This is a genomic window from Domibacillus epiphyticus (assembly GCF_001975785.1).
Classification (GTDB): Bacteria; Bacillota; Bacilli; order Bacillales; family Domibacillaceae; genus Domibacillus; species Domibacillus epiphyticus.
The window spans coordinates 88,840-104,472 of sequence record NZ_MSFI01000029.1 but is presented as its reverse complement, the minus strand read 5'-3'; the positions used below and the strand labels follow the sequence as shown (position 1 = coordinate 104,472).

Below are 15,633 nucleotides of genomic sequence, written 5' to 3'. Positions count from 1 at the left end.
ATTAAAGTATCCCGGGAGGAAAATTTGTACATTTCCGGAGAGGCAGCCAAGCTTCATCAATGTTTGATTAATGTAATCAAGAATGGGATTGAAGCGATGCCTGAAGGAGGACAGCTAAGTGTCTCTTTAAAGAAATTGGGCTCCGAAGCATGGCTAAGTGTCACCGACAGCGGAACAGGGATGAGCGAGGAGCAGCTGGAGAGGTTGGGAACGCCTTTTTACACAACAAAAGACAAAGGCACTGGGCTTGGCACCATGGTCGTCTATAGCATTGTTAGAGCCATGGGCGGAGAAATTAAGGTGAAAAGTGAAGAGAATAAGGGGACTAGTTTTACGATTGCACTTCCAATCGTGCAAAATAGTCAGCCTAAGGGTACTTAAACTAACATTAGTTGAAGAAGGATATATAGATTGATTCAATTTAACTGTCATAAGTAATGATCTTACCCCCGTCAAGTGGACACTTTAAAAACCCTACATCGCCTTTCTTCGAAAATGAATTGGAGAAAGGTTCTTTAGTTTCTTCTGATATCTTGCCGCGTTATAAAACTATATGTATTCATCTATCGCTTGCTCAACCTTAGAAGCCTGGCTAAATAAGTAATAAAAGTTAGAATAATAAAGGGTTATCACTATTGAAGGATGTTTCACATGCCACTCATGTGGATTCTATTTCGTAACTCAATTTAAGAAAGGCAGTTAACCCTTAGTTGGAGTTATTCGTTAAAAGTTTGTAAAGGTGGATAAATGGGTGTGTTAAGTTACATAAAAGAGCTTGGTCCTGCTAAAAGCTCATGCACAATATGCTATAATTCAGTTGGATGAAAACCATTCAAAAACTTTTTAGTGCTGACTAAAGCAGGTGGACACATGATAAAGAAACATATGACGACATATCGTTGTCCGGTAACGTTGACGAATAAAGCAAAGGACAAGATGCGGGAGCTCGGATTGGATGAGCACTCGTTTTTTTCATTGGAGAAATCGTATCGCGTTTATATAGAAAAGTATCCGCAGGCGGCGGATCGCCTTCTTTCGGCCGCATTGTTCTTTGACAATGAGGCAAATGCCCGGATGGCCGAGAAGTTTAGTGGACTTGTGGCCGTTTTGCATTGTGTGGTGGAGAAGGATCGTTTTATTGCAACGAATGTGACAACAAGAGCGGCGCAAACAACGGTGCAGACAAATTGGCGCCGCCCGGTGGATGTAACGTTTGATTTAAACGTTCGGAGGGAGAGTCCGGTTCCGCTTGATTTGCTGAACTTGATTCACGAAATGCCGGTTGCGAAGGAAAGTTCAGCGTATGTGAAAAAGCGTATTGCGAGCTGGGAAGGCTATTTGAAGATCCAGGAGCGTTATGCTGATATTCCAGATATGACAACGCGCTATTCGGGGCTTACGTTCAATGGTGATTTCAGCCGGGTGACGATCACGGGCTGCCAGCTCGGTGAAAAGGAATGGAAGTCACTCAAAGATTTGAGCGTTAAACTCAAAGGGATTGACCAGGATATTGGCAAGGTAGTGAAATCAAATCGTACCGCTCGCACGGTTGAAGTGGAACTGCACGGTTATATGGAAGAACGGGCCCGTCAGCAGCGGCTTGACGTGAATCCAAAAGAAGCCGTCTTCAGCAATTTTGCGACATTGAGCCAGGTAAAAAGACTTCGGCAAGGGTTTAAGCATTTAGAAAACGGACTGGCTGCGAATCCGGAGCTTGAACGCCTTTTGTTTGAAAACAAGCCGCCGGTGCGAGTGCCGAAAAAGCAAGCCACGCCGCAGTTTTACAATCGATTAAATGAATTTCAGAAGGAAGCGGTTATAGGCGCGATGTCTGCGGAAGACTTGTACGTCATTCAAGGCCCGCCTGGAACTGGAAAAACAACGGTCATTTCTGAAATTTGCCTGCAAAATGCGAAGGCGGGGCTGCGCACACTCGTCGCTTCACAGTCGAATTTGGCGGTAGACAATGCCCTTGGACGGCTGCTGGCGAACAAAGACATTCGCATTCTTCGAGTGGGGCGCACGGAAAGTATTGAAGAAGAAGGCAAAAAGTTCATTGAAGAAAATGTAGGGCAGTATTGGAAAGACCATACGTTAAAAGAAGTCTCTGCTCAATATGAAACGCGCAAAAATAGAATAGTAGAAATAGAAGACGAATGGGCGGCGAATGAACGGGAACAAGAGAAGCTTCAGCCGGTGCTTGCACGAGTGGTAGCCGAGATCGAAGTGAAAAAGAAAGCGGAAAAACGGGTTGCCGAAATCCAGTCTATGATCGATGAGCAAAAAAAGGAATTGCATGCGGCCGACCAGGAGCAGCGAACCGTACAGCAGCTCATGAAGGAGATCGGGGCATCTCTTCATTCGTTAAATGCATCCATTGAAGAGGACGAAACCTTTCTTCGTGATGAGCCGGACAGCGATACGATTCAAAGAGAGTGGGATGCTAACAGGCAAATCATTCAGCGACTCCAGCAAAGCGTCGCTTGTCGGGAGCTGGAGGACGAGATTGATGAAAAAAAACAAGCCATCGAACAAGTTTCTGCAGAATGTGAAAAATGGGCCGGGGCAGTGAAGCAGATGGATGCTATAACGGCAAAAGTCGAAGCTGCCAAACAAATCGACGGCTTGAAATGGATTATGCTTGAACAAAATATGGAACGGCCATTCAGCGTTCAGCGGTTAATCCAAGAACTGGAGGAAGTTCGTGGGGAAATAAGTCAGCTAGAAAAATTAAAGAAATATCATGACAAACTGAACCAAGCGATTTTATATGTTGAACAGCTCCTCGTTCGGAACCGCATATCGATTAGCCAGCTGCAGCAGCGTGTGATGAACGGGTCATCTGTTTATACCGCAGTGGAAATTGATCAATTTTTGGATGAACTGAGAAGCAAATTAAAAGGAACATCAAACATCTATCCTCAGATGCTATTTCCATATCTTGAAGGATTGTATCGCAGGAGACACTTTGTACGGAAAAGAGTGGAACGGTTAAAGCCGTATGAAACGTATAAAAAAATGGCACAGGAAGCATTTCGGATGCTTAAGCAGGAAATGATAGAGCAGCTTCAGCAAAAGAAGCGTGAAGACACCATGTCTTATCATAAGATGCTGCGGGAAATGGAAGAGCAGAGAACCAAGCTTCTTTCTCTTCAAAACAAGCATAAGGAAATGATGGCATCATCGGAACAAATTCCGAATGCAAAAGAAATGCTTCATCAAAAAGAAGGTGAATCGCTTGAACTGCAGAACAAAAAAGAGCATCTTGAGCAAGTGAAGAACCGGGTTGAAATAAACAGCCAAAAACGAGCAAAAGAAACCATTCAGCTGCAGGAAGCGGAGCAAAAACTCGAACAAATTGAAGGGCGCTTAAAACAGTTGCATACCACGATACACCAGAAGGAAGAAGAACAAGTACCGTTAAATAAAATCTTGTCTACAGAGCCGGAACGGGAGCATGAAAAGGTATTAAAGCAATTGGCGAGTCTTTCTTTTACTCGGGAGTCATTAAAGCAGGAAAGGCAGAAATTGCCGCTATTCCAGTCAATCCAAGGGACGTGGCTTTCTCTGCTGGAAGAAGCAAATGACCACGATCTGGATGAAATCCGGAAGCTTTATGTAAAGCATGCCAACGTAATTGGAACGACATGTGTGGCATCTGCACGCAAAGATTTTATCGACAGCTACCCAGGTTTTGACGTGGTAATCATTGATGAAGTATCAAAAGCAACCCCGCCGGAACTTCTTTTGCCAATGCTGAAAGGAAAAAAAATCATCTTAGTCGGCGACCATCATCAGCTGCCTCCTCTTTTAGGAAACGATACGCTGGAAGAGACGCTGCAGGAAATGGCGGATGAAAGTGAAAACTTTGAAGGAAAATCGGAATTAAAAAAGCTGTTAAAAGAATCGCTGTTTGAACGGTTGTTTAAAAACCTGCCGAAAAGCAATAAAACGATGCTCGCAATCCAGTATCGGATGCATGAAAACATTATGGCAGCCATTACGCCGTTTTATGAGCAGGAAAATGATCAGCTCCGCTGCGGTTTGACCGATTCTGATTCTGAACGGGATCACTTGCTCGAATCAACACTCATACAGCGGGACAATCATCTATTATGGCTGGATATGCCGAACGAGCCTGCGTTTTTCGAAGAAAGAATGAAAGGCGGAAAAAGTCTGTATAACCCGGCCGAATTGAGGGAAATAGGTGCTTTACTGAAGGAATTGGATGAAGCATCGGCACAGGCAAAGGAAGCTGGAAGAATGAAAGCTGATGAGAAAAAAAGCATTGGAGTAATCAGTTTTTACGGGGAGCAGGTGAAAAGGATTGACCGCTTGATTCATCAGGAGCTTCGCTTGCGCCACTTGACGATTCGCACCGGAACAGTGGATCGGTTTCAAGGCATGGAAATGGATGTCATTCTGTTAAGCATGGTGCGCAATCACCAAAATAAACAGGATGATATCGGTTTCGCCAAAGACTACCGCCGGCTGAATGTTGCGCTGTCGAGAGCAAGAGAGCTGCTCGTATTAATCGGCAGTACAAAGATGTTTACCGAGCGGACGAAACAGGAGGATACCAGACACATGTATACGCACGTATTGGAAGCCGCCAAAAAACAAAATGGGCTCCGAACGCTGGAAGAGGTTAAACTGCATGGATAAGTTAACAAAACGTTTACGCGCCATCTTGCTTGAGAATCCAGCTGTTCAAATCAAGGAGTTGGCTATGTGGCATTTGCCAGTCATAACATTTGATGTGGCATTTTACCGGGTAAAGCGTTCTAAAATGGATATTCTTATGAAAATGGTGCTGCTTGTATTTGAGCAGGCCGATATCCGGCGGGCAGCCAATTTGTCCGAAATGCTGCTGGTAGAGGAGCTGTTCATTGCGGATTTAATCGAAAAAATGCAGCGAATGGGTTTGATCCGGCTGGAAAAAGAAATCTACAAGCTAACACAGAAAGGGAATGAGCAGCTGAAGACAGGCATCATTGATGAAGAAATGGCAGAAGAGTGGACAGAACTATTTTACAGCCCGGGTCATGATGAATTTTGGCCGCCTATAACCGAGCTTGTTCCCGGAACAGACGAAGAATTGCCGCTTTATCGGTATGCAAATCATCATGATTCTATCAAAGCGGACCGAATCTTGCAGGTTCTTTCCGAGAACGAAAATAGGCTGGAGGAAAACGGCTTTCAAACGGTAGTGGCTGACGTAACGAGCTTCGATCAGCGGATGGTCGAACAGGTTCCCTGTCTGGAATTTCGAATGTACAATAAAGAACAGGACATTTTCTACGCACGCGTATGGAATACCTGGCTCGAACGCTGGGATGATACTCTTGAAACACAAGTAGAAGAGCAAGAACGGGTGGAATGGCGGGAAAAATGGGCGGCGGCCGCCGAATTATCTGAGTAAAAACGCCAGTGTTCATTCTCAGAGCTGCTAAAGCAAAAAAAGCAGGAAAGCTGTATAAGCTTTTCTGCTTTTTTTGTTAAACACAGACATAAAGTAAGGTTTTATTTCTCCTTCTGGATCTTGCGAAGTACTAAAGCAGCTGCAGTAAATGGGGTTTATTAATCATGAAAGTAAAAAAGGATGTCTTGATTTAGGAGACATCCTTTTTGTACTGATCTTATTTTGTATAGTTATCGAAGTAACCTTGGATATAGATCATTGGTGTTCCTTTGTCCCCACTGCCAGAAGTCAAATCAGATAATGATCCAATTAGGTCCGTTAGTCTGCGAGGTGTAGTGCCTTGTGCTTCCATTGCACCAACCAGGTCTTCGTTTTTGTTCTGGATATATTCAGAAATAGCTTGTTTTAACTCTTCTCCACGAAGATGAGAGAAGTTGTTATCTGCCAGGTATTTTAATTTTACTTCGTTTGGCGTACCATCAAGTCCCGGAGTGTAGGCAGGAGATACTACTGGATCTGCAAGCTCCCAAATTTTACCGACTGGATCCTTGAATGCCCCATCTCCATAAACCATAACTTCAACGGTTTTACCTGATGCTTCTTTGATTTTTGCTTGAATCCCATCAACGATTGGCTGGCAGTTGTTTGGAAATAGTTTTACGCTGTCTTCCGTTGCTTTATTTGATCCAAGTAAACCATAAGCTTCATTAAAGCCGCTGCCATTGATTGATTCTGAAAGAATATCATCAAGTCCAAATACTCTTTGAGCACCATTGTTTGTTAAAATGCGTTTTGTTCTGAAACGAGAGTGAATATCACAAGTTAAGACATTCTTTGTATAGTCTAAAATGGTTTTTGGATTGTTTGAGAAAATAACTTCGCAAGTTACACCTTCATCCTGAATCAGGGATTTATAGTATTCGATGTAATCAACACCTGTAAATGGATGTTGGATATAACCAAAATGTTCACGGAACTGAGCTTCTGATAATACATCTGTCCATGGATTTATGCCTTTAGCATCTAGTTCGTCGATATCTACAAGGTGGTTCCCTACTTCATCTGATGGATAGCTCAACATTAAGACTATACTCTTTGCCCCTTTTGCAATCCCGCGTAAGCAGTTAGCAAATCGATTACGGCTAAGAATTGGGAAAATGACACCAACTGTTTCGTCACCGAATTTTGCTTTTATATCTGCTGCTATATCGTCAATTGTCGCATAGTTTCCTTGTGCACGAGCGACAATTGATTCAGTTATTGTTACAATGTCGCGATCCTCAATCGAAAATCCTTCACTTTTTGCAGCATTTAATACCGTATCAACGACGATTTGTTCTATATTATCTCCTTGGTTGATGATTGGACCGCGAAGCCCGCGTACTACTGTTCCAACTGCTCTTGTCAATTTTAATCTCTCCTAATCGAGTACACTCTATATAAATTTATGTACTAATGTTCAAACACTATGTGTTTACTATACCTTTCTATAGTGATATAAGTAAAATTAATATTTATTATATCTGATATAAGGAGTACTTATATGATTGGAAAATTAGATTCATACCGTATATTTAACGTCGTTAGCCGTAATAAAAGTTTTTCTAAAGCTGCACAGGAACTATATATGACACAATCTGCTGTTAGTCAAGCTATTTCGAAGTTGGAAAAAGAATTAGAAATACTTCTTTTCTATCGAACATCAAGGGGAGTTGTATTAACAAATGAAGGAATATTATTAAATGAGCATATTAACTCAGCTTTAGGAATGATTAATGCCGCAGAAGATAAAATGTTAGAATTTAAAACATTAAAGACTGGGCAATTACGTATCGGGGTTGGAGATACCATCTCTCGCTATTTTTTATTACCTTATTTAGAAGAATTTCATAAAGGATACCCTGAAATCAAATTAAATATATTAAATGGAACCACAACAGAAATATGTGACTTTATAAAAACAGGAAAGGCAGATGTGGGAATATGTAATTTACCAATCCATGATGAACATCTTCAAGTCATCCCCTGTAAGGAAATTCAAGATATTTTTGTCTGCGGAGAAAAATATAAAAAAATAACGGAAAAACCGATTAGTTTAGAGTATTTATTAGGAATGCCGCTAATTTTTTTAGAAAAGAAATCAAATTCACGAATGTTTGTGGAAAATTTCTTTAAAAACAGGGGCTTTCATGTTTCACCTGTGTTTGAACTTGGTTCATTTGATTTAGTTTTAGAATTTACAAAAATAAATTTAGGTATTTCGTGTGTCATAAAAGAGTTTTCAAGGGATTATTTAGAAAGAAGGGATTTATACGAGATAACGCTAGTAGAGGAAATTCCAAAAAGGAGTATTGGCATATGCTATTTAAAAAATATTCCGTTATCACGTGCTGCCAAAAAGTTTGTAGAAAGTATAAATAACGTCTAAATTTGTAAAAAATCAGTTAAAATGCATTCATAAGTAGCGGAATTAGAATGCCTTATGGTAGAAAAATGTTTCCAATAAAATTTAAAGTTTAGAACCATAATAGTTGATCCCGGAAAGAACATGGAGCTCCATGTTCTTTTTTTATTTATATAAAACTTTTAAAAACCAGGTACTTATCATTTTCTAATATAGTTCAGAGAGAAGAACTGACAGATGAATGAATTAGTATAAATGGTTAATATACCCTCGTTTAGTTTCAAATAGTGAAGGTATATACATACCAAACCCGCAAGATAAAATTTTTCAAATAACCTCCACGCTGTATAGAGAATTTGAAAGGAGATAAAAACATGAGTGTTCAAAAAAGTACAGACAGTTCCAGTCTTGCGGAAGTGATTGACAGAATCCTTGATAAGGGAATTGTTATTGATGCTTTTGTAAGGGTATCACTTGTAGGTATAGAAATACTTACGGTCGAAGCCCGAGTGGTGATTGCCAGTGTCGATACATGGCTGAGATACGCTGAGGCCGTTGGACTATTAAGAGATGAAGTACAAGAGGAAGCTTACCAATAGAGAGCAAAATAAACATGAGGAATTGATTTTTTAAATGAAGAAGTTATGAATTCAATTAAAAAAGGGATGAGAGTATAAAAATGAAAACTCAGGAAGTAAATGAAAAGATGGAAGTAATCGAGAATAAGGAAGAAAACGAGGAAACCGAAAATAGTATGCGAACTGAAGAAAAAAGGGACGGCGCTAATTATTCTATAAATCTGGCATTAATCGGCGGCGTTGCGGGAGCAGGGATTGGTTTACTTGCCAATCCAGAAACGAGCAAAAAAGTCTTGAAAAATTTAGGTGAATCTGAATTTGTAAAGCTTGCGGCCCAAGAATTTAGAAAAACGGCCCAGGAACTCCTGACTGACCAGGCGCAAACGAGCATTAGACAATTGGCTTCGGGTTACATCAGTAAAATTGATGAAGGGTTGCTGACTCCAAAAAAGGAACTAGACGATAACTCAGGTGAACCATCAAGGATCGAAGAGATTAAGGAAGAGAACAAAAATTTAAATGAGCGCCTTCAAAAAATAGAAAAAATGCTGAATGACCTGGTGGACTCCAAATAATGCGAAATCTATTTTCTGCAAATTTGGGGAGGTGATTGGATGGACAAACGTGTAAAAAAAGCAGTTGGAAAAGCTGCAAAAAATGCGATTGAACATACTCCGGAGCCATTAAAAGAAAAAGTAACAGAAGTAGTAGCAGACAAAGCAAAAGAGAAATTAGTGGAGCATATTCAGGAAAAAGCAAATGAATTTACCGAAAACCTAGAGAATGCCAGAGACGACTTCGCTAGTAAGGTCCATGATAAAACAGGAGATGCAAAAGAAAAAACCAAGAGGGTTTTACTCTCAGCCCGTGAACAGCTGGGGAAAGTTGTTGAAGGCGGGGAAGAATTTCAAAGGAAGGTCACTTCTGCAAATAAAGATGATGACCGGAAAGTTAAGGGGGTCAAAAACGTTAAAGGCATTAGCAATATAAAAACGTCCAAGGATATTAAAGGTGCTGCCAAAATTAAAGGCCCAGAGAACATTCGATCCTCAAATGACATTAAAACAATAGGTTCTTAAATGACCTGATGAAAGGAGATTATAAGAATGACAGTTCAAAAAAGTACAGATAGTTCAAGCTTGGCTGAGGTTATTGACAGAATTTTAGATAAAGGGATTGTAATCGACGCATTTGTAAGGGTCTCAGTAGTCGGTATTGAAATTTTAACAGTTGAAGCCCGAGTGGTAATTGCCAGTGTGGATACTTGGCTCCGTTATGCGGAGGCTGTCGGATTACTTCGAGATGAGGTGGAAGAAAACGGACTTGCCGTTCAATCAAATGAAAGAAATGCGCGCTTTAGTATCTAGAAGTAAAAGAAGGCACAGCCAGGACTAAACTAATCCTGGCCTGCCATGCTTTAGCAGGAGGCCACCATGGAAATTAAAAAAATCATTGCAAGTGTTACGGATTTTTTCAATGAATACGTAGCGCCAATTCATAAAATTACCTCTGTAGAAGAAAGTGATAACAATGGCTGGAAGCTGACTGTGGAAGTTATTGAGGAAAAGGAATATATGAAAAAGTATGCGAAAGATGAAATGCTGGGCGTGTATGATGTTTATCTAAATCAGGAAAAGGATGTTACATCCTATAAAAGACGGGACATCCGTTATAGAAGTTCAATCAATCAAGAAGTGTAGGACGTGGGAGTAGGAGGGAAAAGAGTGACGGTCTTAATGAAAAAAATCAACAAGAATTCAAAAGCCATTGTACAAGACGCAAAGACAGAAGACTTGCTTTCCCGCTCATTACAATACTTGAAAGCTGGCTATCCAATTCATTTTACAGGCCCGTCTGGAACAGGAAAAACCTCTATAGCTCTTGCTCTGGCAAAAAAAAGAAACAAACCCGTCATGCTCATTCACGGTAACCATGAATTGAACAATAAAGATTTAATTGGTGACTTTACCGGATATACGAGTAAAAAAGTTGTCGATAACTATATTCGTTCTGTTTACAAAAGAGAGGAAAGTGTGACTGAGACATGGAGGGATGGGCGCTTATTAGAGGCGGTAAAGAATGGATACACTCTCGTTTATGATGAATTTACCCGTTCACAGCCAGCCACTAATAATATCTTTTTATCCATTTTAGAAGAAGGAATCCTCCCTTTATACGGGACAAAGCTAACGGAACCTTTTGTCCGTGTCCATCCTGACTTTGCCGTGATATTCACCAGCAATCCTGATGAATATGCGGGCGTCTATCAAACACAAGATGCATTGCTTGATAGACTCATTACAATTTTTATCGATCATAAAGATCGAGATCGCGAGGCAGCTATTGTTTCTGAAAAAGTGGATCTTGATAAGAGTTATGCCACAGCCATTACAACCCTTGTAGCTGAATTACGCAAGGAATGTAAAGTGGATAGCGGACCGAGTCTGAGGGCATCATTAATGATTGCCAAATTGGCAGCAGAAGAAAGTATTCCAATAGAAGGATCAGATTCAACTTTTCAGCGTTTATGTATTGACATATTAGGTCATCAAGTGAGCCGGTGTATAGAATCTGATGAACCAATTAAAACAGCAGAAAATTTGATTATAAAAGCATGTAATAACATGAAGGTTATTGAGGAATGAGGGAGGGTCTAACAATGAGCCATGGAGAGTCAATGGGTATCTATATTTTTTGCGGGATCCAAACGGACACGAATGAACACTTTGGTGAAATAGAAATTGAAGGTGAAAAAAGGGAACTGTTTACGATCCAGTATAAAGATTCGGCAATTGTGGCTGCTGAGGTTCCAATGAAAATTTATCACCCGAATAAAAATAATTTAATGATGCACCAAAGTGCTGTTTCTCTTGTGATGAAGAAGAATGAGACAGTGATTCCTGTTAGTTTCGGTAATGTGTTTCATTCGAAAGAAGATGTGCGCGTGCTGCTGGAAAATCTATATCCACAATTCAAAAAACTTTTCCCGGAAATAAAAGGGAAGATTGAACTTGGATTGAAAGTGATTGGAAAAAAAGAGTGGCTGGAATCTCAGGTTAGCGAGAATTCGAATATTGGAAAGATGGCTAAAGCAGTTCAGGGAAAATCCGAAGCAGCCAGCTACTATGAAAGAATTCAATTAGGCGGAGCTGCCCAAAAACTAGTTACTTCTTTGCAGCAAGAGATAGAACAGGAAGTGTTTATTCCATTAAACGAGTTAGCTCAAGCATCAAAAAAGAATGATCCAATAGGTGAGAAAATGCTCTTGAATGGAGCCTTCTTGGTAGATCGGGATAAAGAAGCAGAGTTTGATCAAAAAGTAAATGAGACGTATGAAAAATGGAAAGATAAGGTCGAATTCAGCTATAGCGGCCCTTGGGCGGCATATAACTTTATCAATATTAGATTAAAAGTTGAGGAAGCCTGATGCTGCATAAATTAGTTTCTGCACCTATCAACCTAGTCATTAAAATCGGAGAAAAGGTGAAAGAGGAAGCTGATAAAGAGCTGTACGACCTTCCTACCATTCAACAAAAGCTTATTCAGTTGCAAATGATGTATGAGCTTGGTGAAATTTCTGAAGAGGCTTATAAAGCGAAGGAAGAAGAATTACTTATAAGATACGAAGCAGCAAAACGAATGGAAATGGAACAATGGGAACAGATGACAAAGAAGAAATGAGGGTAGTGAGAAGATGGATAGTCTAATTTATTTATATGGATTAATTCCGACAAAGGAAGCAGCCAAACAATTGTGTCCATCTTTAAAAGGTTTCGATGGAATAGGTGATGTATATACATTTCCTATAGGAAAGATAACAGCCATTGTTTGTAACCTTGATTCTGAAAATTACTCGGAAGAAAGTATTAAAGAGCAGATTAATAATAATATGGAATGGCTTCAAGAAAAAGCATTCCACCATCATGAAACGGTAATGAAGCTATCAAAAATTTTCACTATTATACCATTGAAATTTTGTACTTTATATAATAACTCAGCAAGCTTGGAAACCGCTGTTCAATCGAATGAATCTAAAATGATGAATACATTTGCATTAATAGCTGGTAATGAAGAATGGAATTTAAAGATTTACTGTGATGATCAGCTATTAAAAAAACAAGTGAGCCAGAGCAACCCAACAATAGAAGCAAAGAGGGAAGAAATTAGTCAATTACCGAAGGGGAAACAGTTTTTTGAAAAGAAAAAGTTAGACAAAGTGATTGAAACGGAGCTTGAAGAAGAGAAAAACAAAGTTAGTGAAAAAATTCATTCGCATTTGAGAGAGTTTGCCCTTAAGGGAAACGTAAAGAGACCTTGGAGTAATGACGTGACAGGAAGAAAGGATAATATGACTTGGAATGGTGTATACCTTATTACCGAATCTAAAGTAGAGGATTTTCTGGAACAAATCCAACAATACGAAAAGGAAATGAGGGAATCAGGGTGGCAGTTTGAGGCATCTGGACCGTGGCCAGCCTACCATTTTTCAAGCTTTTCATAAGCGAGGACAAGAAGATGTCACTAAAAGAATCGATAGAAAATAAGGATATCGCGTTAATTGATATTTTGGATGTCATCCTTGATAAGGGTGTTGCGATAAAAGCAGATTTAGTGATTTCCATTGCAGGAGTCGACCTGGTGTATCTAGATCTGAGATTACTAATTGCTTCAGTAGAATCTCTTGTTCAGGCTCAGGAGGGAAGTCGCGCAACAACTGTATCTTCAGAACAATTTGATAGACAGAGGGAGGAGTTGAGTAATGCAACCAGCCAGCCAAACAAATGGGAAAATTAACTTGGATCCTGAAAATGCAGAACATGGTTTAGCGCAGTTAGTTTTAACTGTCATTGAGCTGCTGAGGCAAATTGTTGAAAGACATGCCATTAGACGTGTAGAAGGTGGATCTCTGACAGACGAGCAGATAGAAAATTTAGGGGAGGCGCTAATGAATTTGGAAGAAAAAATGGAAGAATTAAAAGAAATTTTCGGCCTGGATGCTGAAGATTTGAATATTGATCTTGGTCCTTTAGGAAGCTTACTTTAATACAAACGGAAAGGAGGAGATCAAAATAGGAGCCGGACATTCAATGCAATCCAGTACGATTGTAGACGTACTAGAGAAAATATTAGATAAAGGTGTGGTTATTGCAGGTGATATCACAGTAGGTATCGCTGATGTTGAACTGTTAACCATCAAAATACGCTTGATTGTAGCTTCTGTTGATAAGGCGAAGGAAATTGGAATGGACTGGTGGGAAACAGACCCATATTTATCTTCAAAAGCTGCAGAAAGTACTACGAAAGCCCTTGAAGAAGAAAACAAGAGGCTGCATGAAAGGCTTGAATCTCTTGAAAAGACCATATCTACTAACCGCATAAATTCACCCGAATTCAACTGCTAATAGGAGGTTACCATGGAAAAGACAAAAGATACTCAGAATATGAAACACAAGCTAAATAGCAGTCAAATTAAACGTTCGATAGCAGGAGGACTGATTGGAGCTGCAGTTGGATATGTGGCTGCTCCTGAAACAGGAAAAAAACTTATAGAGAATACCAGTCCGCATAAAATAAAAAGCACAGGTTCCGGCATAGGTCAGGCAGTTAAAGAAAAGTCAAAGAAAGCAGGAGATTCCATTAAAAAATCAGCCGGAAAGATATTTGTTAAAAAAGAAGATATTGCAATAGAAGGTTATTCGAATGAAGAAGAAATGCGCGAGAGTGAAACAAGCCTAACGACAGGTTCCGAAAACAAGTCAAACAATCATAATGAAAAGGAACTATATCAAGAAAGCCGCAGCTTTAATGATCGATTAGATCGATTGGAATACATGCTGACAAAACTAACTCAAGCAAAAAGAAGTGAGAACCACCAAAAGATTGATCCACACGGCGATTCCAATGATCCTGCAAACCATTGGGCATCACCATACGAAATAAAGAATGACACACAAAAACAAGATGAGAGTAAAGAGGCCCAATCTAAATTAAAAGGCCAGGAGGCTGGCAAGGAATCACAATCATCTTTACAAGGGCCTTTGAGTCATAAAGAGATACAATCTCAAACAGAAGGCCAAGAGGATAGTAAAGAAAAACAAGCTCAATCAGGTGATAAAAAAAATAATGAAACGGCTCAATCAGAATCAGAAGGCGCGGACAATGGTAATGAAGAACAATCAGAATCAGCTGGAAAATCAACCAACAGAGGTTATGAGTCATTAAAAAAAGAAAATGAAAAACTCCAAGACCGCTTAGGCAATATAGAGGAGTTGCTAACAAAAATGCTTCAGGAAAATAAAGGCCAGAGTCAATCATTAGAATCTAGCCAAACTGGCGACGAGCCGGATGAAATGAAAAATCACTCGCAAGCTCAAAATCAATTAAATGATAGGACAGAAAAAGAAGAAAATTCTCATGAAACTCAAAAAAAAAGTCAAGCAGATAAGGGTAAGAAACAAAACCCAGCAGAAGATCAAAAGAATAGTGAAGAGGGAAGAAATCAACCACAAGATCAAGATAAAAGGCTAGAGAACGGTGCTGTGGAAAAGGATCTAGAAGATATTGATATGAAAAAAGATCATGAAAATAGCAATGAGAACAGTACGAATGTTGGATCTGATAAAATTAAAAAGCACAACTCGGATAAAAAAACATCCGGATCTAAAAAGACGGCCAAGGAGGAGAAGGTGAATTATTACAATGTTCTTTCCGATGATGAGGACACATATCTTCTTCCTGGATTAAGAAAGGGGACGTAAAAATGGGGAGCGGTTCTGGCACAATGAAAGACAGCATTCTTGAGTTTTTTGTCCAAGCAGCGAATCACCATGATTTTTCCTTAGATATTTCATTAAACGTAAAAGGTGCTGTTATTAGTGGCACAATGGTATCTGCTAAGGAATATTTCAATACGCTAAGTGAAACATTTGAAGATGGAAATGAAACTGCCAAAATGTTAAGTGAACAATTTGTAAAGACCGGAGAAGCAGTGCAAGCCAATGACGACTCTGAAGCCTATTTTCTCCACATGAAAGATACCAAAGTATATTGTGGCGACAGTAAGCCCACACCTTCAAAAGGGAAAATTCTCTGGCGAGGAAAATTAAGTGAAATAGATGGTTTCTTTTTAGGGAAAATAATTGATAGTAGTGATAAAGAAACTTGAACTAGCCCACAACAATAATGCTAGTATCCCGTCTTAGCAGCTAAAGGCGGGCATTTTTTTCTCA

General features: G+C 39.7%; 19 protein-coding genes and 1 pseudogene. 18 read left to right on the top strand and 2 right to left on the bottom strand.

What is annotated here, in order from left to right; all coding sequences use genetic code 11:
- Nucleotides 1–381 (top strand): sensor histidine kinase (locus BTO28_RS15400; protein ID WP_144289495.1); only part of this gene is annotated, 381 nt, incomplete at its 5' end.
- A 93-nt stretch (nucleotides 382–474) separates the two neighbouring features.
- Here the strand turns inward: BTO28_RS15400 and BTO28_RS17950 are convergent.
- A pseudogene (locus tag BTO28_RS17950) lies at nucleotides 475–540 on the bottom strand (hypothetical protein); the annotation flags it as partial.
- A gap of 330 nt (nucleotides 541–870) precedes the next feature.
- Between BTO28_RS17950 and BTO28_RS15395 the strand changes: the two are divergent.
- Nucleotides 871–4,665, top strand: coding sequence for a DEAD/DEAH box helicase (locus BTO28_RS15395; RefSeq protein WP_076767884.1), 3,795 nt, complete (start codon nucleotides 871–873; stop codon nucleotides 4,663–4,665).
- Entirely contained in the window at nucleotides 4,658–5,422 is a 765-nt protein-coding gene (locus BTO28_RS15390) for a hypothetical protein (protein WP_076767882.1), read from the top strand. The genes BTO28_RS15395 and BTO28_RS15390 overlap by 8 nt, the downstream gene beginning before the upstream one ends.
- Nucleotides 5,423–5,639: 217 nt before the next feature.
- On the opposite strand, the gene BTO28_RS15385 is transcribed toward BTO28_RS15390, so the two are convergent.
- Entirely contained in the window at nucleotides 5,640–6,830 is a 1,191-nt protein-coding gene (locus BTO28_RS15385) for a coenzyme F420-0:L-glutamate ligase (protein WP_076767879.1), read from the bottom strand.
- 135 nt (nucleotides 6,831–6,965) lie between these two features.
- Here BTO28_RS15385 and BTO28_RS15380 point away from each other — a divergent pair, with 135 nt between their 5' ends.
- From BTO28_RS15380 to gvpU, 15 genes are all read left to right on the top strand, one after another.
- Nucleotides 6,966–7,850, top strand: coding sequence for a LysR family transcriptional regulator (locus BTO28_RS15380; protein ID WP_076767877.1), 885 nt, complete (start codon nucleotides 6,966–6,968; stop codon nucleotides 7,848–7,850).
- Between the two features lie 350 nt (nucleotides 7,851–8,200).
- On the top strand, nucleotides 8,201–8,425 hold the full coding sequence (gene gvpJ / locus BTO28_RS15375; protein ID WP_076767875.1) for a gas vesicle protein GvpJ: 225 nt from the start codon (nucleotides 8,201–8,203) through the stop codon (nucleotides 8,423–8,425).
- An 80-nt stretch (nucleotides 8,426–8,505) separates the two neighbouring features.
- Entirely contained in the window at nucleotides 8,506–8,979 is a 474-nt protein-coding gene (locus BTO28_RS15370; protein ID WP_076767873.1) for a YtxH domain-containing protein, read from the top strand.
- A gap of 39 nt (nucleotides 8,980–9,018) precedes the next feature.
- A complete protein-coding gene (gene gvpQ / locus BTO28_RS15365) occupies nucleotides 9,019–9,483 on the top strand; it encodes a gas vesicle protein GvpQ (protein ID WP_076767870.1) in 465 nt (154 codons plus the stop codon).
- A 27-nt stretch (nucleotides 9,484–9,510) separates the two neighbouring features.
- Nucleotides 9,511–9,771: a gas vesicle protein GvpJ gene (gene gvpJ / locus BTO28_RS15360; RefSeq protein WP_076767868.1), complete on the top strand. Its 261-nt coding sequence runs from the start codon at nucleotides 9,511–9,513 to the stop codon at nucleotides 9,769–9,771.
- A gap of 66 nt (nucleotides 9,772–9,837) precedes the next feature.
- On the top strand, nucleotides 9,838–10,104 hold the full coding sequence (gene gvpO / locus BTO28_RS15355) for a gas vesicle protein GvpO (RefSeq protein WP_076767866.1): 267 nt from the start codon (nucleotides 9,838–9,840) through the stop codon (nucleotides 10,102–10,104).
- Between the two features lie 24 nt (nucleotides 10,105–10,128).
- Entirely contained in the window at nucleotides 10,129–11,049 is a 921-nt protein-coding gene (gene gvpN / locus BTO28_RS15350) for a gas vesicle protein GvpN (RefSeq protein ID WP_076767864.1), read from the top strand.
- A gap of 14 nt (nucleotides 11,050–11,063) precedes the next feature.
- Nucleotides 11,064–11,831, top strand: a complete 768-nt coding sequence (locus BTO28_RS15345; protein ID WP_076767862.1) for a GvpL/GvpF family gas vesicle protein — start codon at nucleotides 11,064–11,066, stop codon at nucleotides 11,829–11,831.
- Nucleotides 11,831–12,085 (top strand): gas vesicle protein GvpG, encoded by a 255-nt coding sequence (locus tag BTO28_RS15340; protein ID WP_076767860.1) that lies wholly within the window; start codon nucleotides 11,831–11,833, stop codon nucleotides 12,083–12,085. The genes BTO28_RS15345 and BTO28_RS15340 overlap by 1 nt, the downstream gene beginning before the upstream one ends.
- Nucleotides 12,086–12,098: 13 nt before the next feature.
- Nucleotides 12,099–12,905: a GvpL/GvpF family gas vesicle protein gene (locus BTO28_RS15335; RefSeq protein ID WP_076767858.1), complete on the top strand. Its 807-nt coding sequence runs from the start codon at nucleotides 12,099–12,101 to the stop codon at nucleotides 12,903–12,905.
- Between the two features lie 14 nt (nucleotides 12,906–12,919).
- Nucleotides 12,920–13,198: a gas vesicle protein gene (locus BTO28_RS15330; protein WP_076767903.1), complete on the top strand. Its 279-nt coding sequence runs from the start codon at nucleotides 12,920–12,922 to the stop codon at nucleotides 13,196–13,198.
- Nucleotides 13,164–13,448 carry a gas vesicle protein K gene (locus BTO28_RS15325; protein ID WP_076767856.1) on the top strand — a complete coding sequence of 95 codons (285 nt, stop codon included), beginning with the start codon at nucleotides 13,164–13,166 and terminating at the stop codon, nucleotides 13,446–13,448. Before BTO28_RS15330 ends, BTO28_RS15325 begins: the two co-directional genes overlap by 35 nt.
- Nucleotides 13,449–13,491: 43 nt before the next feature.
- The gene (locus BTO28_RS15320; RefSeq protein WP_076767854.1) at nucleotides 13,492–13,806 is read left to right on the top strand and encodes a gas vesicle protein; all 315 of its coding nucleotides are present in this window, start codon (nucleotides 13,492–13,494) and stop codon (nucleotides 13,804–13,806) included.
- Between the two features lie 12 nt (nucleotides 13,807–13,818).
- Entirely contained in the window at nucleotides 13,819–15,162 is a 1,344-nt protein-coding gene (gvpT, locus tag BTO28_RS15315; protein ID WP_076767852.1) for a YtxH domain-containing protein, read from the top strand.
- A gap of 23 nt (nucleotides 15,163–15,185) precedes the next feature.
- Nucleotides 15,186–15,569 carry a gas vesicle accessory protein GvpU gene (gene gvpU, locus BTO28_RS15310; protein WP_233129897.1) on the top strand — a complete coding sequence of 128 codons (384 nt, stop codon included), beginning with the start codon at nucleotides 15,186–15,188 and terminating at the stop codon, nucleotides 15,567–15,569.
- Nucleotides 15,570–15,633 lie beyond the last annotated feature (64 nt).